This is a genomic window from Nonomuraea sp. NPDC049486, assembly GCF_040676925.1.
In the GTDB taxonomy this organism is placed as follows: Bacteria; Actinomycetota; Actinomycetes; order Streptosporangiales; family Streptosporangiaceae; genus Nonomuraea; species Nonomuraea ferruginea.
Window position 1 is genome coordinate 230466 of sequence record NZ_JBFAPV010000008.1, and the last position, 21974, is coordinate 252439.

18 protein-coding genes are annotated in these 21974 nt (G+C 71.5%); 13 read left to right on the forward strand and 5 right to left on the reverse strand.

The genetic code is table 11. The features are described 5' to 3' along the window. Positions 1-14 precede the first annotated feature (14 nt). The gene (locus AB0K05_RS24160) at positions 15-899 is read right to left on the reverse strand and encodes a sulfotransferase (RefSeq protein ID WP_148036246.1); all 885 of its coding nucleotides are present in this window, start codon (positions 897-899) and stop codon (positions 15-17) included. A gap of 317 nt (positions 900-1216) precedes the next feature. Between AB0K05_RS24160 and AB0K05_RS24165 the strand changes: the two genes are divergently transcribed. The 7 genes from AB0K05_RS24165 to AB0K05_RS24195 all read left to right on the forward strand — a co-directional run bounded on the left by AB0K05_RS24165 (position 1217) and on the right by AB0K05_RS24195 (position 7852). Then, the gene (locus AB0K05_RS24165) at positions 1217-1483 is read left to right on the forward strand and encodes a hypothetical protein (protein WP_271280234.1); all 267 of its coding nucleotides are present in this window, start codon (positions 1217-1219) and stop codon (positions 1481-1483) included. A 129-nt stretch (positions 1484-1612) separates the two neighbouring features. Then, positions 1613-3271, forward strand: coding sequence for a PQQ-dependent sugar dehydrogenase (locus AB0K05_RS24170; RefSeq protein ID WP_364231785.1), 1659 nt, complete (start codon positions 1613-1615; stop codon positions 3269-3271). A gap of 9 nt (positions 3272-3280) precedes the next feature. Beyond that, entirely contained in the window at positions 3281-3781 is a 501-nt protein-coding gene (locus AB0K05_RS24175; RefSeq protein ID WP_271280236.1) for a DinB family protein, read from the forward strand. 40 nt (positions 3782-3821) lie between these two features. Further along, positions 3822-5444: a lysine--tRNA ligase gene (lysS, locus tag AB0K05_RS24180; protein WP_271280237.1), complete on the forward strand. Its 1623-nt coding sequence runs from the start codon at positions 3822-3824 to the stop codon at positions 5442-5444. Beyond that, positions 5441-5965 (forward strand): AAA family ATPase, encoded by a 525-nt coding sequence (locus tag AB0K05_RS24185; RefSeq protein WP_271280238.1) that lies wholly within the window; start codon positions 5441-5443, stop codon positions 5963-5965. The genes lysS and AB0K05_RS24185 overlap by 4 nt, the downstream gene beginning before the upstream one ends. 171 nt (positions 5966-6136) lie before the next feature. Then, the gene (locus tag AB0K05_RS24190) at positions 6137-6862 is read left to right on the forward strand and encodes a glycosyltransferase family 2 protein (RefSeq protein ID WP_148036241.1); all 726 of its coding nucleotides are present in this window, start codon (positions 6137-6139) and stop codon (positions 6860-6862) included. A gap of 18 nt (positions 6863-6880) precedes the next feature. Continuing rightward, on the forward strand, positions 6881-7852 hold the full coding sequence (locus AB0K05_RS24195) for a 2-dehydropantoate 2-reductase N-terminal domain-containing protein (protein WP_148036240.1): 972 nt from the start codon (positions 6881-6883) through the stop codon (positions 7850-7852). On the opposite strand, the gene AB0K05_RS24200 is transcribed toward AB0K05_RS24195, so the two are convergent. Next, positions 7818-8345, reverse strand: a complete 528-nt coding sequence (locus AB0K05_RS24200; RefSeq protein ID WP_271280240.1) for a DUF6886 family protein — start codon at positions 8343-8345, stop codon at positions 7818-7820. The genes AB0K05_RS24195 and AB0K05_RS24200 overlap by 35 nt on opposite strands. A gap of 83 nt (positions 8346-8428) precedes the next feature. On the opposite strand from AB0K05_RS24200, the gene AB0K05_RS24205 reads away from it, so the two are divergent. Together AB0K05_RS24205 and AB0K05_RS24210 are read left to right on the forward strand one after the other, a co-directional pair. After that, entirely contained in the window at positions 8429-8893 is a 465-nt protein-coding gene (locus AB0K05_RS24205; RefSeq protein WP_364231789.1) for a hypothetical protein, read from the forward strand. A gap of 102 nt (positions 8894-8995) precedes the next feature. Continuing rightward, positions 8996-10897 carry a nitrate- and nitrite sensing domain-containing protein gene (locus tag AB0K05_RS24210; RefSeq protein WP_364231792.1) on the forward strand — a complete coding sequence of 634 codons (1902 nt, stop codon included), beginning with the start codon at positions 8996-8998 and terminating at the stop codon, positions 10895-10897. A 7-nt stretch (positions 10898-10904) separates the two neighbouring features. Here the strand turns inward: AB0K05_RS24210 and AB0K05_RS24215 are convergent, their stop codons facing one another. Both AB0K05_RS24215 and AB0K05_RS24220 read right to left on the reverse strand, forming a co-directional pair. Further along, positions 10905-11645: an MBL fold metallo-hydrolase gene (locus AB0K05_RS24215; protein WP_364231794.1), complete on the reverse strand. Its 741-nt coding sequence runs from the start codon at positions 11643-11645 to the stop codon at positions 10905-10907. A 10-nt stretch (positions 11646-11655) separates the two neighbouring features. Further along, on the reverse strand, positions 11656-11796 hold the full coding sequence (locus AB0K05_RS24220) for a hypothetical protein (protein WP_187281584.1): 141 nt from the start codon (positions 11794-11796) through the stop codon (positions 11656-11658). A 341-nt stretch (positions 11797-12137) separates the two neighbouring features. Here AB0K05_RS24220 and rho point away from each other — a divergent pair, with 341 nt between their 5' ends. From rho to AB0K05_RS24235, 3 genes are all read left to right on the forward strand, one after another. Then, the gene (rho, locus tag AB0K05_RS24225) at positions 12138-13211 is read left to right on the forward strand and encodes a transcription termination factor Rho (RefSeq protein WP_364231796.1); all 1074 of its coding nucleotides are present in this window, start codon (positions 12138-12140) and stop codon (positions 13209-13211) included. A 61-nt stretch (positions 13212-13272) separates the two neighbouring features. Further along, positions 13273-14214 (forward strand): putative RNA methyltransferase, encoded by a 942-nt coding sequence (locus tag AB0K05_RS24230; protein ID WP_364231799.1) that lies wholly within the window; start codon positions 13273-13275, stop codon positions 14212-14214. A gap of 151 nt (positions 14215-14365) precedes the next feature. Further along, the gene (locus AB0K05_RS24235) at positions 14366-16132 is read left to right on the forward strand and encodes a prolyl oligopeptidase family serine peptidase (RefSeq protein ID WP_364231803.1); all 1767 of its coding nucleotides are present in this window, start codon (positions 14366-14368) and stop codon (positions 16130-16132) included. Here AB0K05_RS24235 and AB0K05_RS24240 read toward each other — a convergent pair. Next, complete coding sequence (locus AB0K05_RS24240; RefSeq protein WP_271279592.1) at positions 16129-17619, reverse strand: GAF domain-containing SpoIIE family protein phosphatase; 1491 nt, start codon at positions 17617-17619, stop codon at positions 16129-16131. The two genes, AB0K05_RS24235 and AB0K05_RS24240, sit on opposite strands and share 4 nt — an antisense overlap. A 177-nt stretch (positions 17620-17796) precedes the next feature. Here AB0K05_RS24240 and AB0K05_RS24245 point away from each other — a divergent pair, with 177 nt between their 5' ends. After that, positions 17797-21972, forward strand: coding sequence for a HAMP domain-containing protein (locus tag AB0K05_RS24245; protein WP_271279591.1), 4176 nt, complete (start codon positions 17797-17799; stop codon positions 21970-21972). Positions 21973-21974 lie beyond the last annotated feature (2 nt).

Here is a 21974-nt window from a genome sequence, read left to right on the forward strand (position 1 = left end):
TCGTGCTGGTGACGTCAGGCGTAGCCCCACGCGCCGGCGTACTTGGCGAGCCGGGGCGAGAGCGTGGCCGTGCCGAAGGTGCGGGCCGGCTGGATCCGGCCGGACTTGATGTTGTCGCTGCGGTCGCCCAGGTTCGGCAGGTACCTGCCGTGGTCGTGCTTGCCGTAGTCGAGCATCTCCGGCTCCCAGGGCACGCCCAGGTAGTCGCAGACCTCGCGGGTGACCCGCTCGGGCTCGGCGGTCAGCTCCTCGTAGCGGAGCGTCAGGCCGTCGAGGGTGGTGCGGGCCTTCTCCAGGGGCTTGAAGTACTTCAGCGCGTTGGCTTCCAGGGCTTCGCGCGAGCTGGTGTTGCCCTTGCGGTTCTCCAGGGAGGAGACCACGCCCTCCGGGTGGCGCAGCAGGAAGAGGAACTTCGCCTTCGGCCAGGCGTACTTCAGCCGCTCCCAGGTGAAGACGTTGCCCGGGGTCTTGTCGACGATGACGTCCTTGCCGCTGCGCTGCAGCTCCAGGTGGAGGATGCGGTCCCACAGCACGTGCTCCAGCTCCACCTGGTCCAGGCCGAGCTCCAGCATGGACTCCTCGGAGAAGCCGGGGGCCGGCTGCACCCTGAGCGTGCGCAGGTGCAGCTCGTGCGGGGCGCGGACGCGGGAGTGGCTGTTGAGCAGGCTGCGCAGGAGCGTGGAGCCTGAGCGGACCGAGGCGATCACGAAGACGGGCGACTCCACCTGGCGCGGCATGATCGGGACGCTGTAGTCGACGACCTGCACGCGTTTCGGCGGGCGGGGGGAGTCGGCGCTCCTCGGCCTGTTCGCGTCCATCGCCTTGGCCGGTTTCGGGGGACGCAGCGCCTCACCCAGAAGCCGAACCCTTCGCCTGATGCCGGTTTTCACGACGCTCATGCGCGACCTGCTGCCTTTCCGTCCGCGTGCTTCCCTCTCCCCCGATTCGGGCGTCCGGAACAAGAGTTACGGTCGCCGTAGTGCGACAAACGTAACTTAAACGGTAGATAACGGCAAAAATCCCCCATGTCAGCCCCACTCGTCCGCGGGGAGATCGTCGGCGGCGTCTGGGCCGGCATCACATACGTCCTTACCTGGGGAGGGGTCCCGACAACCTATCTCCGCACCTCCCGCGCGGCTATCCGAACGGCTACTACTCCCAGGGAACCTGGAGCCGCCGCTAGCATGCCGGTACGGCGATCAGAAGGAGATCAGCGATGCCCCAGCACTCCCCGGTCCGTCGAACCCCCCTCGACGCGGAGGAACGGGCCCGCGCCGAGGCCGGCTTCGCCTCCCTGGTCACCGAGCACCTCCTCACGAGCGGCCGGTTCAGGGTGAGCGCCGACACCCCGGAGATGGTCGACCTCTTCCAGGGCGTGGCCCGCAGGGTGGGCGAGCGGCTCGGACGGCCCGTGGTCAGCTACGCCAACGGCCGATACATCGTGATCGCCTTCAGCCAGGAAGAGACCGCCGCCCTGGCCTGAAAGTTTCACCTCCAAGACAGGCGTCGTCGCAGGTCGCGGGCTCTGACCTGCCGCGGTCGTTGAGGTCTCGCGCCACCGGTGCCTACGGTGCTGGCGTCCGCATACGACGATCCCGCCAAGGAGCCCGTCATGCGCGCCCGTCTCGTCCCCGCGCTCGTCATGGCGCTGGTCGCCCTGGTCCTCACCGCCCCCGAGGCGCGGGCCCAGGTGGTCGGCGGGTTCGACTTCGATCGGGCGGAGGTGTCCGTCACGGGGCTGCAGGTGCCGTGGGGGCTGGCCTTCCTGCCCGACGGCAGCGGACTGGTCTCCGAGCGCAACACCGGGCGCATCATGCGGGTACGCCCCGGCCAGGCGCCCACGCAGGTCGCCACGGTCGCCGGGGTGAGCGCCTCGGGTGAGAGCGGGCTGCTCGGCATCGCGGTCAGGGACGGCTGGGTGTACGCGTACTTCACCAGCACCGCCGGCGACAACCGCCTGGTCAGGTTCGAGCTGACCGCGCCGCAGACGCAGACCGTGATCCTCTCCGGGGTGCCCAGCGCGGCGATCCACGACGGCGGCCGCATCGCGTTCGGTCCCGACGGCATGCTGTACGTGGCGACCGGCGACGCCGGCACCACCTCGAACGCGCAGAACCTCAACAGCCTCGCGGGGAAGATCCTGCGCATCACGCCCACCGGCGCGATCCCCGCCGACAACCCGTTCCAGGGCTCCCGGGTCTGGAGTTACGGTCACCGCAACGTCCAAGGGCTGGCCTGGGACGCGCAGGGCAGGATGTACGCGACCGAGTTCGGCCAGAACACCTGGGACGAGGTCAACCGGATCGTCGCGGGCGGCAACTACGGCTGGCCCACCTGCGAGGGCGCCTGCGGCAGCGGTTCCTTCCGCAGCCCGATCGTCACCTGGACCACGGCCGAGGCGTCGCCGAGCGGTCTCGCGTACGCGAACGGCACGCTCTTCGCGGCGGCGCTGCGCGGCCAGCGGCTGTGGGCGGTGCCGCTGAACCCGGACGGCACGGCGGGCACCCCGCAGGCCGAGTTCACTTCCGAGTACGGGCGGCTGCGCGCGGTCGCGGTGGGCCCCGACGGCTGGCTCTGGGTGGCGACCAGCAACCGCGACGGCCGCGGCAACCCGGTCGCCCAGGACGACCGGATCGTCCGCGTCCCACCGGCCTCGACCGGGGGCGACACCACCCCGCCGACCGCCCCGGGCAACCTGACCGCGACGGGCACGACGGCCACCGCGACCACCCTGACGTGGGCCGCCTCCACCGACGACACCGGCGTCACCGGTTACGACGTGCTGCGCGCGCCGGGCTCGTCGGGCGGCTCGTTCGCCCAGGTGGGCACCGCCGCGACCACGACCTTCACGGCCACCGGGCTGACGCCGCAGAGCACGTACCGCTTCCAGGTCCGCGCCCGCGACGCGGCGGGCAACCTCTCCCCCGTCTCCGGCACGGTCACCGTCACCACCACCACGGGCGGCACCACGGGCGGATGCGCGGCGGTGGCCACCACCCAGACGCAGTGGCCCACCGGTTACGTCGTCCAGCCCGTCACGGTGACCAACACCGGGACGTCCCCCATCACCGGCTGGCGGGTCACGGTCACCCTGCCGGCCGGGCACCAGATCACCGGCTCGTGGAACGCCGCCAGGTCCGGCGCGGTCTTCGAGAACGCCCCCTACAACGGCGCCCTCGGCCCCGGCCAGAGCACCACGTTCGGCTTCCAGGCCACCCGGTCAGGCGCCGACGCCGGGCTGCCCTCCGGCTACGCGTGCGAAGTGCGCTAGCTTGCCCGGATGGAACGGACACCACCCATCTTCACCGGTGACGAGCGCGCCGTGCTCAACAGCTGGCTCGACTGGCAGCGCGAGACGCTCGCCGCCAAGTGCGCCGGGCTGAGCGAGGAGCGGCTGCGCGAGCGCGCCGCGCCGCCGTCGGGCCTGTCCCTGCTCGGCCTGGTCAGGCACATGGCGCACGTCGAGCGGGCCTGGTTCCGCCAGATCATCGACGGCGAGGACGTGCCGCGGCTGTGGGGCAAGGACACCCGCCAGGACGCCGACTTCGACGAGGTGGACACCGCCTCGGCCGAGGAGGCGTTCGCCACCTGGCGGGCCGAGATCGCGCGGGCCCGGGAGATCTCGGCCGCCCTGCCGCTGGACGCGCTCGCCAAGCGGCAGCGCCACGGCCAGGACGTGTCGCACCGGCGCACGCTGATCCACCTCATCCAGGAGTACGCCCGCCACAACGGCCACGCCGACCTGCTGCGCGAGCGGATCGACGGCACGACCGGGGAATAGCGCGTTGGCCTCGGCCCCGGGGAACCGCAAGAATGGCGCGATGAGCGTGGCTGACAGCACGGAGACCGACTGGGTGTCCAGGTTCGCGGATGAGGTGATCTCCGAGGCGGAGCGCCGCGCGCCGGGCGAGCCCATCGTGTGCGCCTCGGGCCTCAGCCCGTCGGGGCCGATCCATCTGGGCAACCTGCGCGAGGTGATGACCCCTCACCTGGTCGCCGACGAGATCCGCAAGCGCGGGCACGCGTGCGTGCACCTGCTGTCGTGGGACGACTACGACAGGTTCCGCAGGGTGCCGGCGGGCGTCGACCCGTCGTGGGCCGAGCACGTGGGCAAGCCGCTCAGCTCGGTGCCCGCGCCTCCGGGCAGCGACCACGCCTCGTGGGCCGACCACTTCAAGGCGCCCATGATCGAGGCGCTGGCGGAGCTGGGCGTCGACTACCGCGGCATCAGCCAGACCGAGCAATACACCTCGGGCGCGTACCGCGAGCAGATCCTGACCGCCATGCGCGAGCGCGAGAGCATCGACGCGGTGCTGGCGCGCTACCGCACCAAGCAGGGCGAGGAGCGGCCGGGCGCCTATTACCCCTATCGCCCGTACTGCGAGATGTGCGAGCGCGACCTGACCACGGTCACCGCCTACGACGACGACACCACCGAGCTGGCCTACTCCTGCGCGTGCGGGTTCGGGGAGACGGTGCGGCTGGCCGAGCACGACCGCGGCAAGCTGGTGTGGAAGGTCGACTGGCCGATGCGCTGGGCGTACGAGGGCGTGGTGTTCGAGCCGTCGGGCGTCGACCACCACTCGCCCGGCTCGGCCTGGGTGGTCGGCGGGGAGATCGTCGGCCCGGTGTTCGGCGGCGAGCGGCCGATCGGGCCGATGTACGCGTTCGTCGGCATCACCGGCATGGCCAAGATGAGCAGCTCGAAGGGCGACGTGCCGACCCCGGCCGACGCGCTGCGCATCATGGAGGCGCCGGTGCTGCGCTGGCTCTACGCCCGCCGCAAGCCGTCCCAGTCCTTCAAGGTCGCCTTCGACCAGGAGATCCAGCGGCTCTACGACGAGTGGGACGCGCTCGGCCGCAAGGTCGCGCAGGACGAGGCGCAGCCGGCCGAGCTGGCCGCGCACGCCAGGGCCGTGCGCACCTCGCGCGGCCCGCTGGCCGCCACCCCCCGGCCCGTGCCCTACCGGACTCTCGCCTCCATCGCGGACGTCACGACCGGCGACACCGGCCAGATCGGGCGCATACTCGGCGACCTCGACGGCGTCGCCGCGCTCGACGAGGTCCGGCCGAGGCTGGACCGGGCGCAGGCGTGGATCGACACGCACGTGCCCGCCGACCAGCGCACGCGGGTGCGCGAGTCGCCCGACGAGGAGCTGCTGGGCTCGCTCGGCGAGGACGAGCGCGAGTCGCTGCGCATGCTGACGGAGGGCCTCGACGAGCACTGGTCGCTGGAGGGGCTGACCACGCTGGTGTACGGGGTGCCGAAGCTGCGGGCCGGGCTGGCGGCCGACGCCAAGCCGACGCCCGAGGTGAAGGCGGCGCAGCGGGCCTTCTTCGCGCTGCTCTACCGGCTGCTGGTGGGCCGCGACACCGGGCCGCGGCTGCCGACGCTGCTGCTGGCGGTGGGCGCCGAGCGGGTCCGCAAGCTGGCCGGCGTGTGAGCGCCGTCTACCTGATCACCGGCATCCAGGCGGCGGGCAAGTCGACCGTGGCGCAGGCGCTCGCCGAGCGGCTGCCCAGGGCCGCGCACGTGCGGGGAGACGTGTTCCGCCGCATGGTGGTCACCGGCGGCGTGCCGATGACCCCCGGCGCCGGCGATGAGGCGGTGCGCCAGCTCCGCCTGCGTTACCGCGTCGCGGCCGCCGCGGCCGACCTCTACGCGAGTGAGGGGTTCACCGCCGTGGTGCAGGACGTGGTGCTCGGCCCCGACCTGGAGCTGTTCACCCGGCTGGTGACCACCCGCCCGCTGATGGTGGTGGTGCTCGCGCCGGACGCCGCCACCGTGGCGCGTCGGGAGGCGGAACGCGCCAAGACCGCCTACGGCGCGTGGACCGTGGCCGAGCTGGACGCGGGGCTGCGCCGCGACACGCCGCGCATCGGCCTCTGGCTCGACACCTCCGCGCAGACCCCCGCCGAGACGGTCGACGAGATTCTGGCCCGTACGAAGGAAGCCACGATCTAGCGCATGGGACGGCTCGTTGTCAAGCCGTCATGACCGGATGGACGTTCGCCGGTAAGAACACCTTTTCCGTATATGTTCGCAGGTCACGGAGTGGTCACCGACACAGAGATCCGCGACTGATGCAAGGCGTCGTCAAGTGTCTTGCATGCGCGTGAAGGGATCTTTGCCTGCATGAACGAGCAGCCCTTCCCCGCCACCGTCAGCGTCATCGTCCCGGCGCTGAACGAGGCAGACAACCTCCCCCACGTCTTCGCCACCCTACCGGCCTGGATCGACGAGGTGATCCTGGTCGACGGCGACTCGACCGACGACACGGTGGCGGTCGCCCGCCGCCTCCGCCCTGACCTGCGCGTGGTCGCGCAGACCCGGCGCGGCAAGGGCAACGCCCTGATCGAGGGAGCGGCGGCGGCGAAGGGCGACATCATCGTCATGATGGACGCCGACGGATCGACCGACGGCCGCGAGATCCGCTCGTTCGTCAACGCGCTCGCCGCCGGCGCCGACTTCGCCAAGGGCTCGCGGTACGCGCCGGGCGGCGGCTCCGACGACCTCAGCCCGCTGCGCTCACTCGGCAACCGGGCGCTCACCGTCCTGACCAACCTGATGTACGGGACGCGCTACACCGACCTGTGTTACGGCTACAACGCGTTCTGGGCACGCCACCTCGACGCGCTCGCCCTCGACTGCGACGGCTTCGAGATCGAGACCCTGATGAACATCCGCGCCGCGAGGGCCGGCCTGGTCACCAGGGAGGTGCCCAGCCACGAGCGCTGCCGCATCCACGGCGAGAGCAACCTGCACGCGCTGCGCGACGGCTGGCGGGTGCTGAAGACCATCTTCCGGGAGCGATTTCGCGCCTCCACGGCCTCCCCGGCCGAGGTGGCGCTCGCCAAATGAAAGGTGACACCTCCTAACATGCGATATATCGTGATCGGCGCGGGAGCGGTGGGCGGCACCATCGGGGCCCGGCTCCACCAAGGCGGCCACGACGTGCTGCTGGTGGCACGCGGAGCCCACTACGAGACGCTGCGCGAACGCGGCCTGCGCCTGATCACCCCCGGCTCCGACCAGGTCATCGACATCCCCGCGACGGACGGCCCGGTGCCGGCGCGCGACGGCGACGTGCTGATCGTGGCCACCAAGTCGCAGGACACGGTGGCCGCGCTCGACCCGTGGCCCCGCCACCTGCCGGTGGTGTGCGCGCAGAACGGCGTGGCCAACGAGCGGACCGCGCTGCGCCGGTTCGAGAGGGTCTACGGCATGTGCGTGTGGCTGCCGGCCCTCCACACCGAGCCCGGCGTCGTGGCCGCCTACGGGTGGCCGCGCTCGGGGCTGCTGCACGTCGGCCGCTACCCGTACGGCTCCGACGAGCTGGCCAAGCAGATCGCCACCGACCTCGACCGCAGCCACCTCGTCGGGGTGACCTCCACCGAGGTCATGCGGTGGAAGCACGGCAAGCTGCTGACCAACCTGACCAACGCCGTCGAGGCGCTGTGCGGGCCCGACCCCGCCGCCCGGCCCCTGCTGGACCAGGCCAGGGCCGAGGGCGTCGCGGTGCTGGAGGCGGCCGGGATCCCGTACTCGACGCCGCGGGAGGAGCGCGAGCTGCGCGGCGACCGCGTCGACATGCGCCCGATCGGCGGCGAGGCGCGCGGCGGCGGCTCGTCCTGGCAGAGCCTGGCCAAGGGCTCGGGCTCCATCGAGGCCGATCACCTCAACGGCGAGATCGTCCTGCTGGGGCGCGAGCTGGGCCTGCCGACCCCGGTCAACGAGGTGCTGCAGCGCGAGGCCAACCGGTTCGCCCGCGAGCGGCGGCGGCCGGGCTCGATGACGGTCGAGGAGCTGACCGCGCTCATCGGCGCGCGTTCCGCATACGGATTCCGCTGAACTCCAGGCTGCTGCCGATCACCTCCTCCCAGAACGGCCAGAGGCTGTCGAGCAGCCGGAGCTGGATGCCCGCCCGCTCGTGCAGCTCGACCAGGTCGCCCACCGGCTCGGGCGGGCCGAGCGGCGTCACGGGCGCCGTGGACACCACGGCGTGCGGCGGGTCGCCGATGGGCGCGAAGCCGTCCGCGGGCAGCCGGTAGGCGTAGAGCCTGGTCTCCAGCATGGGCCTCAGCCAGCCGTACTCGATGGCGTGCACCCGGTCACCGCAGCCCGCGCCGATGATCCGTACGGCGTCCTCCGCGGTGGTCCCGGGCCCCGTCCAGGCCAGCGCCCGCGGGCAGGCGCGCGGAAACCAGTAGTCAGGGCACCGGTCGGCCCCCACCGCCCACACGTACGGCTCGCTCTGCCTGGACGTCGGCGCCACGTGGGGGACGAACCGCTCGATCGTCGGATCCTCCGAAAAGTGCAGAACCTCGCCGGGATCGGGTCTCATTCCTTGATCCTCGCGCATATCCCCACGCTCCTTGGGCAGTTGGACGTCGCTTTGACGACAAGGGGTGAGTGCAGATGATCTTCATGGGTCTGTTACTGGTGATTCTCGGCGCCGGCGCGGCCATCCTGGTCCTCGCCGAGGAAGGCACGAGCTACAACCTGTTCGGCTACACCTTCCAGCCGAACCACGTCGAGATGTTCCTCGCCGGCGCGGCCGCGGCCGCCGTGCTGCTGCTCGGGCTGTGGCTGATCGCGCTCGGCTCGCGCAGGTCCGCCAGGCACCGCCGCGCGCTCCGCGGCGCGCGGGCCGACGCCTCCCACCGGGTGGCCGAGCTGGAGAGCGAGAAGCGCCGGCTGCAGGAGAAGCTGGAGAAGGAGCACGCGGCGAACCAGCGCACCGCCGCGGACGAGCGCGCGGCGGACCGACGCACCGCCGCCGACGAGCGCGCGGCGGACCGGCGCACCGCCGCCGAGGAGCGCGCGGCCACGGCCGAGCGCGCCGACGACGACCGCCTCGTGGCCGGCCGTCCCGAGCAAACCAGGCGATGACCGCTCCGGGCGCGGGGGCGTCGAGCCCCCGCGCCGGCGCATGACCCCGGATCGCGCTGGGGTGTAATCTGCGAGGCGCCCGCACATGCCTCCGGAGGTCGCATGCCCCCCACACGTGGCCGTCCCATCGCGATCAAGCTGCTCATCCTCCTGCTCGTCCCGCTGACCTCCCTGGTCGGGCTCTGGGCGTTCGCGGCGGGTCTGACGGCGGGCGACGGCATCCAGATGCTGGAGACCGACAAGCTGACCACCAACCTGGCCGAGCCCTCCAGCGAGCTGACCACTCACCTGCAGAACGAGCGGCTGTCCTCGATCCAGTTCATCTCGGCCAAGCGCAATCCGGAGACCCTGTTCCTCCAGCGCACGCTGACCGACGGAGCGGCCAAGGAGCTGCGCGAGCTGGCCGGGCGGCAGGACGACCTCACCCCCGCGATGAGCGCCCAGCTCAACGCGCTGTTCAGGCAGCTCGACCGGCTCACCCAGATCCGCCGCGACGTCGACGCGCCCAACCCGTCCCAGCTCGACCTGATCAACGGCTACAACCAGATCGTCGACGCCTCCTTCCGCATGTACGATGCCCTGGTCCTGGTGCCCGACCTGGCCCTCTACCGCAACGTACGGGCGCTGGCCATGCTGGCCGAGGGCAAGGAGATGCTCTCCAGGGAGCGCGCGATGATCGCCGTGGTGCTCAGCCGGGGCCGGGTGACCAGCGCGGAGCGTGAGGCGTTCGCCGAGTGGGCGGCGACCAGGCGGCTGCTCTACTCGCAGGCCCTGACGCAGCTCGACGGCGAGCTGCGCACCCCCTACCAGGAGCTGATCAGCTCTCCCCTCTACCAGGAGTTCCTGGAGGCGGAGGACGCGATGCGGGGCCAGGCCGTCGTCAACGGCCTGCCCGCGGAGGCGGCCACCTGGCCGGTCGACGCCAACAACCTGTGGAAGGCCGTCGAGGCCAACCAGCGCACCACCAGCGCCGCGTACGCGCAGCGGCTGGCGCCCGCGGCCACCGGCATCCTGATGAAGATCGCGGTCGCGGGCGGGGTGGGCCTGCTGGCGGTGCTCGCCTCGATCCTGCTGTCGCTCCGCTTCCGTAAGCGGCTCGTACGCGAGCTCGCCGGGCTGCGCGACGCCGCCACCCACCTGGCCCAGGTCCGCCTGCCCGAGCTGGTCGAGCAGCTGCGCACCAGCGCCAAGCCGCCGGTCGGCACCGCGGTGGAGCCGCTGGAGGTCAAGGCGGAGACGTCCGAGGTGCACGACATCGTGCACGCGTTCAACGACGTGCAGTCGACCGCCGTCAACGCGGCGCTCAGCCAGGCCAACCTGCGCCACGGCGTCAACCAGGTCTTCGTCAACCTCGCCCGCCGCAACCAGTCGCTGCTGCACCGCCAGCTCATGCAGCTCGACGGCATGGAGCGGGGCACCGAGGACCCGGTGATGCTGGAGGACCTGTTCAAGCTCGACCACCTGACCACCCGCATGCGCCGCCACGCCGAGAGCCTGATCATCCTCTCCGACCAGCAGCCGGGCCGGGGCTGGCGCAACCCGGTGCCGATCGTCGACGTGCTGCGGGCGGCCGTGGCGGAGGTCGAGGAGTACCAACGGGTCGAGGTGCTGCAGCCGCCGCCGGTCTCGCTCCTGGGCACGGCCGTGACCGACGTGGCCCACCTGATGGCCGAGCTGGTCGAGAACGCGACGCTGTTCTCGCCGCCGCGCACCCGCGTCGACCTGCGCACCACCTCGACCCCCCACGGTCTGACGGTCGAGGTGGAGGATCGCGGGCTCGGCCTGCCCCGCGAGGAGCTCGACCAGCTCAACACGCGGCTGGCGGAGAAGCCGGAGTTCGACCTGGCGCAGAGCGACCGGCTGGGCCTGTTCGTGGTCGGCCGGCTGGCGTCGCGTCACGGCATCAAGGTGACGCTCGCGCCCTCGCCCTACGGAGGGCTGACCGCGCGGGTGATGCTGCCGGCGAGCCTGCTGGCCGATCAGCCGGTGCTCGCCGGCCGGTAGATCACCTTCAGAGCCGTACGAACGGCTCCTCGAAGTGGGCGGTGGCCAGCAGCGCCCGCTCGGCCCGCAGCCCGGCCAGCACCTCGGCCCGGGTGGCGGCCGCGCGCTCCTGGTCGTCGTCGTAGACGTAGCGCACGGCCGGGTCGGCGAGCTGCGCGGGGTGCAGCACGAGGTCGCCGGTCATCGCCAGGTCGCCGAGCCGCACGATCTGGTGGCCGGGCGTGTGGCCGGGGGTCAGGTGGACACGCACGCCGGGCGCGACCTCGGCGTCGCCGTCGACCACCTGGAGCTGGCCCTTGATCACGTCGATCACCTGGTGGAGCATGGCGCCGCCGGCGGCCTCCAGCTCGGCGTCCTGGAGCACGTAGCGGGCGTTCTCGAACACGGGCCGGCCGTCGGCGACGGCCCCGCTGGCATGGTCGCTGTGCAGGTGCGTGAGGATCACGGTGCCGACGTCGGCGGGCGCGACGCCCGCGGCGGCCAGTTCCCCGGCCAGCGAGCCGGGGACCGGCGCCCAGCTGGACGCCGGTGAGTCGGTGCCGCCTATGCCGGTGTCGACCAGGGTCAGGCGGCCCGCGTGGTCGCGGAGCAGGTAGCAGTGGAAGTGGAGGATCCACGGCTCTTCCGGGAGGTCCGCTCCCGGGAACATCTCGGCGAGCGGGCGTCTGATCGCCTCGCCCATGGGGCCGACGGCGTCGCAGAGGGGTGTCACCTCGACGCCGGCCACGTGCAGCGGTTGGTGGGGCATACGCCCCAGATTAAGCGGCTACGGGCTGGCGCGGAACGAACTCGTTCTCCAGGTCCGCGGCGAAGACCGCGCGCCGGCAGGTGGCGCACCGGTACATGATCGGGCCCTCGTCGAGCTCGTTGTGGCATCGCGGGCAACGGGTGCTGTTCATGTCATCCCCCAAGGATCGTCTGCGTATAGGTAACCTCGCCGTCATTGCAAAGGTCCTGCAGGGCGCTTGCGGATTCCATGTCCGGATCGGACAGGACGGCGAGAAGAACATTGTTACGGTCCACGGCGCGTTTCACGCGCGAAGACACGAGAATGCCCCGGGAATAGCCCGAGAGGGCTAGACGTTTCATGGGCAGCGACGTGTGGTACGTTGCCGGTGGCGTTCGAGCTCAAGCTCCGCCGCTCTCCTCCCTCCCGATCTGCCCCTTCCGCGGGCCTCGGGTTTCCTCACCTACGCGCGCCGGTGCTTCTCTTACCGGCATGCCCTCAAAGGGGTTCATCATGTCTGTTCACGTCATCAGCGGCTTGCTGGACGTGCGGGACAAATCCGCATTCCTCCGCACCCGCCATCTACCCAGCTCCGGTGACCTGCGGCTGACCGCCGACCGGGTCAAGCAGCTCGGGCTCCGTCCCGGCGACCACGTGACCGCCAAGGCCGACGGCGGCAGGCTCGTCGAGGTCGAGACCGTCAACGGCGAGAGCCACTGGCGCGACCGGCCGCGGTTCGCCGAGCTGACGCCGGTGCACCCCGACGAACGGCTCCACCTGGAGACCGAGTCGCTCAGCACCCGGGTCATCGACCTGTTCGCGCCCATCGGCAAGGGCCAGCGCGGGCTCATCGTGGCCCCGCCCAAGGCCGGCAAGACCATGGTCCTCCAGGCCCTGGCCGCCGCCGTCACACAGAACCATCCCGAGGCGCACCTCATGGTCCTCCTGGTCGGCGAGCGGCCCGAAGAGGTCACCGAGATGCGCGCCGGCATCCAGGGCGAGATCTTCGCCTCCACCTTCGACCATCCCGACCGCGACCACACCGCGATCGCCGAGCTCGCCGTCGAGCGCGCCAAGCGCCTGGTCGAGCAGGGCCGCGACGTGGTGCTGCTGCTCGACTCGCTCACCCGCCTGGCCCGCGCCTACAACAACACCGCGCCGGGCAACGGCAAGACGCTCAGCGGCGGCCTCGACGCCGCCGCCGTCTACGCGCCCAAGCGGTTCTTCGGCGCCGCGCGCAACGTGGCGGGCGGCGGCTCGCTCACCATCCTCGCCAGCGCGCTCGTCGACACCGGCTCGCGGCTGGACAACAGCCTGTACGAGGAGTTCAAGGGCACCGGCAACATGGAGCTGCACCTGGTGCGCGACCTGGCCGAGCGCCGCGTGTTCCCGGCCGTCGACCTGGACGCCTCCGGCACCCGCCGGGAGGAGATCCTGCTCCCCGCGCGGGAGCGGCAGGTGGTCTGGCGGCTGCGCCGCTCGCTGACGGGCCTGGAGCGCCACCAGGGCATGGAGATGCTCGTCGGCAAGCTCCGCGAGACCGCGTCCAACGCCGACTTCCTGGTCCGGGCCGCCGCCACCGTCTGACGGCGCTGTCTGACGGGCCCGCGGCGCCCAGGCGCGACAGTAGGCCGCGACAATGGGCCGCATGCTGGCCGACATCGCCGAACACCTCGCCTGCCCCGTCTGCGGGCAGTCAATGCGGCTCGACCCCGGCGCGCTGCGCTGCCCCCGGGGCCACTCCTTCGACGTGGCCAGGCAGGGTTACGTGAGCCTGCTCGTCGGGTCCCGCCCTCCGGGCACGGCCGACAGCGCGGAGATGGTCGCCGCCCGCGACGCCTTCCTGTCCGCCGGTCACTTCGCGCCGCTGGAGAGCGCGCTGGCGGAGGCGGTCTGGAGCGCCCATGCCGAATCGTTCTCACACTCGCCTGACGACGGGCGCGCGAAGGCGTACGGTGGTTCTGGCCATGGGGCCGAGCCGGTCATCGTCGACGCCGGCGCGGGCACCGGCCACTACTCGGCGGCCGTCCTCGACGCGGCGGGACGCGGCGTCGTGATGGCGTTCGACGTGTCCAAGCACGCCGTGCGGCGGGCCGCCAGGGCGCACCCCAGGGTGGGGGCGTTCGTGGCCGACGTGTGGCGGCGCCTGCCCATCGGAGACGGGGTCGCCGACGTGGTGATGAACGTGTTCGCGCCCAGGAACGGGCCCGAGTTCCGGCGGATCCTGCGGCCCGGTGGGCGCGTCGTCGTGGTGACGCCCGCGCCGGGCCACCTCAGCCCGCTGGTGGAGGAGCTGGGGCTGCTGTCCGTCGACGCCGGCAAGGAGCAGCGGGTGGCGCGGAGCCTGGAGGGGTTCGCCGAGGTGGAGCGGCGGGTGGTGGCGTTCGACATGGCGCTCGGGCCTGACGAGGTCCGGGCCGTGGTGGGGATGGGTCCGAGTGCGTGGCACCTGGGCGAGGAGGAGCTGGCGGAGGGGATAACGCGAGTTTTCTCCCGCAATAACGCGAAAAGGCAGGGAAAAGTGGTGACGAAGGCAGAGTTCCACCTATCTACCTTCGAAGTGACACCTGGCGCAAGGTCACCCTCTTGACGGGCATCTGAGACTGGTGTTACTGATGGGGCGTTTAGTACCAAATTCCCCCACATTTCCGGAGTATTTCCGCGACGCAAGCGCAATACTGGACGGCAACCCGTTGCCGATGAGGACGGCGAGGGGCGCCCATGGGAGGGGAGCGCGGCGGATGAAGGCCGAGGAACGCTGGCAGGCCAGGTTCCGCGCGTCGCGCATGTCGCTGCCGTCCTACGCCCCCCTGGCCCCCAACCGCGCGATCTACCGCTCCAACGCCACCGGCACGTGGGAGGTCTACGCCTGGGACCGCGCGAGCGGCGCCACCCGCCAGGTCACCGACCGGCCGCTGGGCACGGCCCACGCCGCGATCGACCCCGCCGGTCAGTGGATCTACTGGTTCGACGACACCGACGGCGACGAGTTCGGCAGCTGGCGGCGCCAGCCCTTCTTCGGCGGCCCCGACCAGCCCGTCGCCCCGGGAGCGCCGCCCGGCCAGCCGGCCGGCATCGCGCTCTCGTCCACCGGCCTGGCCGCGATCAGCCTCGCCAGTGAGGGCACGTTCCGCATCCACCTGGTGCGCGACGGCGAGCACGTCAAGGTGCTGTACGAGCACGGCGAGGCCGCCTGGGCGGCCGGCATGTCCATGGACGGCGAGCTGATCGCGATCAACCACGGCGAGTACGGCGACTTCCGCCACCCCGCGCTGCGCGTCGTGCGCCAGTCCGGCCAGGTGGTCGGCGAGCTGTACGACGGCCCCGGCATGGGCGTCGTCGGCCTCAGCTTCGCCCCGGCGCCGGGCGACTCCCGCCTGCTCGCCCTGCACGAGCGCCGCCGCCGCCAGGAGCCGCTGGTCTGGAACCCGGTGACGGGTGCGCGCCGGGAGATCTGGCTGAAGGACGACGGCGAGATGACGGCCGAGTGGTACCACGACGGCCGCGGCCTGCTCATCCAGCGCGGTCACCGGGCCCGCAGCCACCTCCTCCGCTACGACCTGGCGGGCGGCGGGCTGACGCTCATCGAGACACCGCAGGGCGTCATCGAGGAGGCGCGCCCGCGCCCCGGCGGCCACGTGGAGTACTCCTGGTCCAGCGCCTCGCGCCCGCCGGTCATCCGCTCGACCAGCGGCCAGGTCGTGCTCAACCCCGGCGGCCCGGCCGCGCCGCCGAGCGTCCCCCTGGAGGACCTGGACGCCGAGGGGCCGGGCGGGCGCATCCACGCCCTGGTCTCCCGCCCGGAGAACGGCGCCGCCCCGTTCCCCGCGGTCTTCCTGCTGCACAGCGGCCCGACGAGCCACGACAGGGACGCCTTCTCCCCCGAGGTGGCGGCCTGGGTGGACGCCGGTTTCGCGGTCGTCCGGGTCAACTACCGCGGCTCGACCGGCTACGGCTCGGCCTGGCGCGACGCGCTGCACGGCGACGTCGGCCAGATCGAGCTGGCCGACGTGAACGCGGTGCGCACCGCCGTGGTCGAGGCCGGCATCGCCGACCCCGACCGGCTCGTGCTGGCGGGCACCGCCTGGGGCGGCTACCTCACGCTGCTCGGCCTAGGCACGCAGCCCGGCCTGTGGGCCGCCGGCATCGCCGCTGTGCCCATCGCCTGCCACCGGACGTCGTACGAGGACGAGGCCGAGAGCCTGCGCGCCTACCACCGCGCGCTGCTCGGCGGCTCGCCCGAGGAGCAGCCGGAACGCTACGCGGCCAGCTCCCCCATCACCTACGTCGACCAGGTGAAGAGCCCCGTGCTGATCCTGGCCGGCGAGAACGACACCCGCTGCCCGCCGCGCCAGATCCAGAAGTACGTGGCCCAGCTCGAACGGCACGGCCACGAGCACGAGGTCTACACCTACGACGCCGTACGGAGCAACCTGGTGGTCGCGGAGCGGATCGCGCAGACGGCGCTGCAGCTCGACTTCGCCCGCAAGCACCTGGGCCGGCGCTAGCGGGCGCGCAGCACCAGGATCGCCAGGTCGTCGGCGCTGGGCTCGGTGGCGAAGTCGGCCGCGCCCCGGCGGATGCGCTCCGCCACCGCCTTGGCCGACAGCCCCGCGCACTCGGCCAGCATTTTGGCCAGCCCGCCCTCGTCGTCGAGCAGCCGGCCGCCCGAGCGTCGCTCGGTGACGCCGTCGGTGACCGCCAGCAGCACGTCGCCGGGGTCGAGGTGGACGACGTCGACCTCGAAGACCACCTCGGGGAAGACGCCCAGGAGCGACTGCGGGGTGGTGATCGACTCCACGACGCCGCTGGGCTTGAGCCGCAGCGCCTCGGGGTGGCCCGCCGAGACCAGCCGGACCTCCAGGCCGTCGTCGGCCGGGGTGATGTCGCCGTGCAGCAGGGTCAGGAAGCGGGCCCGCTCGCCCTCTTCGAGGATCGCCTGGTTGAGCCTGCCGAGCACGGCCGCGACCCCGTAGCCCTCGCGGGCCAGCAGGCGGAGCGTGTGGCGGGCCAGGCCGGTGACCGCGGCCGCTTCCGGGCCGGTGCCGCAGACGTCGCCGATGGCGAAGCGCCACGAGTCGTCGCCGGCCTTGAACACGTCGTAGAAGTCGCCGCCCACTTCGTTGACCTCGCCGGCGGGCTCGTACACCACGCCGTAGTCGAGGCCGGGCACCTCGGGCTCGTTGGGCGGCAGGAGGCTGCGCTGCAGGGCGCGGTTGGCGGCGGCCTGCTGGGCGTAGACGCGGGCGTTGTCGGCGGCCAGCGCGGCGCGCCTGCCGATGTCCTCGGCGAGCTGAATGGCCTCGTCGGGGAACCGGTCGGGCCGGCCCAGGCACATCACGCCGAGACCTCGGCCCCGGGCGCTGAGCGGGACCGCGAGCACCTCGTTGTCGCCCAGGTGGAAGGTGGAGCTCATCCGGGTGCCGACGGCGCCGACGTCCAGATCGCTGAGCTGCTCGCGCAGCCCGTCGATCCTGGCCTCGTCGGCGTGCCACAGGTAGACGAGGCGGAGCGGCGAGGAGGCGGCGTCGGCGGTGTAGACGGCGCACCAGCTGCTCAGCCGCGGCACCACGACCTGGGCGATGATGGCGGGGACCATGTCGGGGTCGAGGGTGCCGGCGAGCAGGTCGCTGGCGTCGGCGAGGAATCCGAGCCAGTGGGGCCCGCGCCCGCTCTGCCGCTGCCACTCGACGGCTCCCGAGCTGTGGTGCGCGCCAGGTAGCGTGAGTCTGGCCCAATGGACACGGGAATCACCCGAGAAGGTGATCCCCCACTCGTCGACATGGACGGAGGGAGCTTTCTGATCACCATGTGAGGTGTTCCGCTGCTTCACCTCCACCTGGACGGAGCCGCCCAGGTGTCGCCAGAGCATCTCGAAAGGCTCGTCCACGACCTGCCCCGCGAGATCGCCGGCGATCTGCTCGGCGACATGGAGCATGCCGCCGGTGGCCCACGCGGTCATCACCTCGCGCGTGAACCTCATCGCGTCGGTCACAGCCGACTCGCCCGCCGCGAACGTCGCAGCTAGCACCGCATGGGGAGAAGCAGTCATCCCCTCGTGCCTACCACACTTCCCGTTGACTTGGGGTAAATCCAAGGACAGGACTACGAGCTACTCATCGTGACAGACTTGAATCACTCGCCGGAGTCCCCCGCGAGTGAAGGAGGCCCCATGACCACGGCCAAGGCCGCGCCAAGTCCTGAGGAGAGGACATATACCGAGGCGGATCTCGTCCCGATCCTGGAGACCCTGTTCTCATGGCGTGACGGCGACTTCCGGCGCCGGGTCCCGTATGCCCCTCCGGGCATCCTCAGTGAGGTGCGGTTGCTGCTCAACGAGGTGGCCGACCGCCGCGAGCACCTCGCCAACGAGCTGACCCGGGTGCGCAAGGAAGTGGTCAAGGAAGGCCGGTTCGGCGAGCGGCTGACGCCCGGCCCCGGGGTGGGGGCCTGGGCGGAGAGCGTGGAGTCGGTCAACATGCTGATCGACGCGCTGGTGAGCCCCGTGAGCGGCGCGGCCGACGTCATCGACGCGGTCGCCAAGGGTGACCTGTCGCGGCGGATCGACCTCGACCGCTCGGCCCGCGGCGAGGTGCGCCGGCTGGGCAAGGCGATCAACGGCATGGTCGACCAGCTCGCCCTGTTCAACTCCGAGGTGACCCGGGTGGCCAGGGAGGCCGGCACGGAGGGCCGGCTGGGCGGCAGCGCCAACCTGCGCGGCATGTCCGGCAGCTGGCGCGACCTCACCGAGGCGGTCAACACCATGTCGTCCCGCGTGGCCGCGCAGGTGCGCGACATCGCCGTGGTGACCACGGCGGTGGCCAAGGGCGACCTGAGCCGCAAGGTGACGGTCGACGCGGTGGGCGAGATGTTCGAGCTGAAGAACACCGTCAACACCATGGTCGACCAGCTCTCGGCGTTCGCCGAGGAGGTGACCCGCGTGGCCCGCGAGGTCGGCACCGAGGGCCAGCTCGGCGGCCAGGCCCAGGTGCGCGGCGTGTCCGGGGTCTGGAAGGACCTCACCGACAACGTCAACTTCATGGCCAACAACCTGACCTCGCAGGTGCGCAGCATCGCCACCGTGGCGACGGCGGTGGCCCAGGGCAACCTGTCGAAGAAGATCACCGTCGACGCGCAGGGCGAGATCCTCCAGCTCAAGGACACCCTCAACACGATGGTGGACCAGCTGTCGTCCTTCGCCGACGAGGTGACCCGTGTCGCCCGTGAGGTCGGCACCGAGGGCAAGCTGGGCGGCCGGGCCGAGGTGCAGGGCGTGTCGGGTGTCTGGAAGGACCTGACCGACAACGTCAACTCCATGGCAAGGAACCTCACGTACCAGGTCCGCAACATCGCCCAGGTGACCACCGCGGTCGCCAACGGCGACCTCACCCGCAAGATCGACGTGGACGCCCAGGGCGAGATCCTGGAGCTCAAGTCGACCATGAACACCATGGTCGACCAGCTGTCCTCGTTCGCCTCCGAGGTCACCCGCGTGGCCCGCGAGGTCGGCACCGAGGGCCAGCTCGGCGGCCAGGCCCAGGTGCGCGGCGTGTCCGGGGTCTGGAAGGACCTCACCGACAACGTCAACTCCATGGCCAACAACCTGACGTCTCAGGTGCGCCAGATCGCCGCGGTCTCCTCGGCGGTGGCCCAGGGCAACCTGTCGAAGAAGATCACCGTCGACGCCCAGGGCGAGATCCTCCAGCTCAAGGACACCCTCAACACCATGGTCGACCAGCTCTCGTCGTTCGCCGACGAGGTGACCCGCGTCGCCCGCGAGGTCGGCACGCAGGGGCAGCTCGGCGGCCAGGCCCGCGTCCAGGGCGTGTCGGGCGTCTGGAAGGACCTGACCGACAACGTCAACTTCATGGCCAACAACCTGACGTACCAGGTCCGCAACATCGCCGAGGTGACCACCGCGGTCGCCAACGGCGACCTCACCCGCAAGATCGACGTCGACGCCCAGGGCGAGATCCTCGCCCTGAAGACCACCATCAACCGGATGGTCGACCAGCTGTCCTCGTTCGCCTCCGAGGTCACCCGCGTCGCCCGCGAGGTCGGCTCGGAGGGCCAGCTCGGCGGCCAGGCCCGGGTCGAGGGCGTCGAGGGCACCTGGAAGCGGCTCACCGAGAGCGTCAACGAGCTGGCCGGCAACCTGACCACCCAGGTGCGCGCCATCGCCACCGTCACCAGCGGCGTGGCCCGCGGCGACCTGACCCGCTCGATCGCCGTCGAGGCGCAGGGCGAGCTGGCGGAGCTGAAGGACAACATCAACTCGATGGTGGCCAACCTCCGCGAGACCACCCAGGCCAACCAGGAGCAGGACTGGCTCAAGTCCAACCTGGCCCGCATCTCCCGGCTCATGCAGGGCCACCGCGACCTGTTCGAGGTGGCCAAGCTGACGATGAGCGAGCTGACGCCGCTCGTGTCCGCACGGTACGGCGCCTTCTACTCGGTCGATCCGGAGAACGAGCGCGAGCTGCTGCTGATCGGCGGCTACGGCGTCCGGCCCGACCGCGGGCCGCGGGCGAAGTTCGCCTTCGGCGAGGGCATCGTCGGCCAGGCCGCCGCCGAGGGCCGCCACATCGTCCTCGACGACGTGCCGCCGAAGTTCATCACCATCGACAGCGGCCTCAGCCAGTCGACGCCCGCGCAGATCGTGGTGCTGCCGATCCTGTTCGAGAACCGCGTGCTCGGCGTGCTGGAGCTGGCCTCCTTCAGCCCGTTCGGGGAGGTCCACCTCGACTTCCTGACACAGCTGGTGGAGAACATCGGCGTCACCATGAACACGATCATCGCCAACTCCCGCACCGAGGACCTGCTGACCGAGTCCCAGCGCCTCACCCGCGAGCTGCAGGAACGCTCCGACGAGCTGCAGCGCCAGCAGGAGGAGCTGCGCCGGTCCAACGCCGAGCTCGAGGACAAGGCGGCGCTCCTGGCCAAGCAGAACCGCGCCATCGAGATCCAGAACTTCCAGATCGAGCAGGCCCGCCGCACCCTGGAGGAGCGCGCCGAGCAGCTCGCCGTCTCCTCGCGCTACAAGAACGAGTTCCTCGCGAACATGTCCCACGAGCTGCGCACGCCGCTCAACAGCCTGCTCGTGCTGGCCAAGCTGCTGACCGAGAACGCCGAGGGCAACCTGACCCCACAGCAGGTCGAGTTCGCCCGCACCATCCACGGGGCCGGGTCGGCGCTGCTCCAGCTCATCAACGACATGCTCGACCTGTCCAAGGTCGAGGCCGGCCGGATGGACATCCACCCGACCCAGGTGTCGCTGCCCAAGACGATCGACCTGCTGGAGGCGGCGTTCGGGCCGCTGGCGGCCGACAAGGGGCTGGAGTTCAGCGTCGAGGTCGACCCCGACCTGCCGCAGGAGCTGCGCGCCGACGAGCAGCGGCTCCAGCAGGTGCTGCGCAACCTGCTGTCCAACGCGGTCAAGTTCACTCCCAAGGGCGAGGTGAAGCTGCGGGTCGTCCCGGCCTCACCGGACGTCGACTTCGACGACGACTCGCTGCACATCGCGCACGACCTGCTCGCCTTCCAGGTGATCGACACCGGCATCGGCATAGCGCCCGACAAGCGCGACGTCATCTTCGAGGCGTTCCGTCAGGCCGACGGCACCACCAGCCGCAAGTACGGCGGCACCGGTCTGGGCCTGTCGATCTGCCGCTCGATCGCGCGCCTGCTCGGCGGCGAGATCCACGTCGACAGCGAGCTGGGCAAGGGCAGCACGTTCACCCTCTACCTGCCGGCCACCTACATCGGCCCGCTGGCCGTCAGCGCCGCCGAGGGGCCGCGCAGCAGCGGGCAGCAGGTCGTGACCGCCTCCGTAGAGGAGCCGGCCACGATCCCCGAGGCGCCCGGCCTGCCGCTCGACCTGCCGCTGCCCGAGCTGGTCGAGGCGCCCGTCGAGACCAGCCAGTGGCAGGGCGACGACCCGCTCAGCGGCGCCAAGATCCTCATCGTCGACGACGACATCCGCAACGTCTTCGCGCTGACCAGCGTGCTGGAGCGACACGGCTCCACGGTCGTCTACGCTGAGAACGGCCGCGAGGGGATCGAACAGCTCGAACGGAACGAGGACGTCGCGCTCGTGCTGATGGACATCATGATGCCGGAGATGGACGGCTGGGCGACGACCTCCGCCATCCGGCGCATGCCCCAGTTCGCCGACCTGCCGATCATCGCGCTGACGGCCAAGGTCATGCGCGGCGACCGGGAGAAGAGCATCGCCTCCGGCGCCTCCGACTACGTGCCCAAGCCCGTCGACGTCGACCGCCTGCTGGAGCGGCTGCGCGGGTGGCTCAGCCGGGGCCGGGCCGCCGACTCTCCGGCCGAAGGGGCGTGACG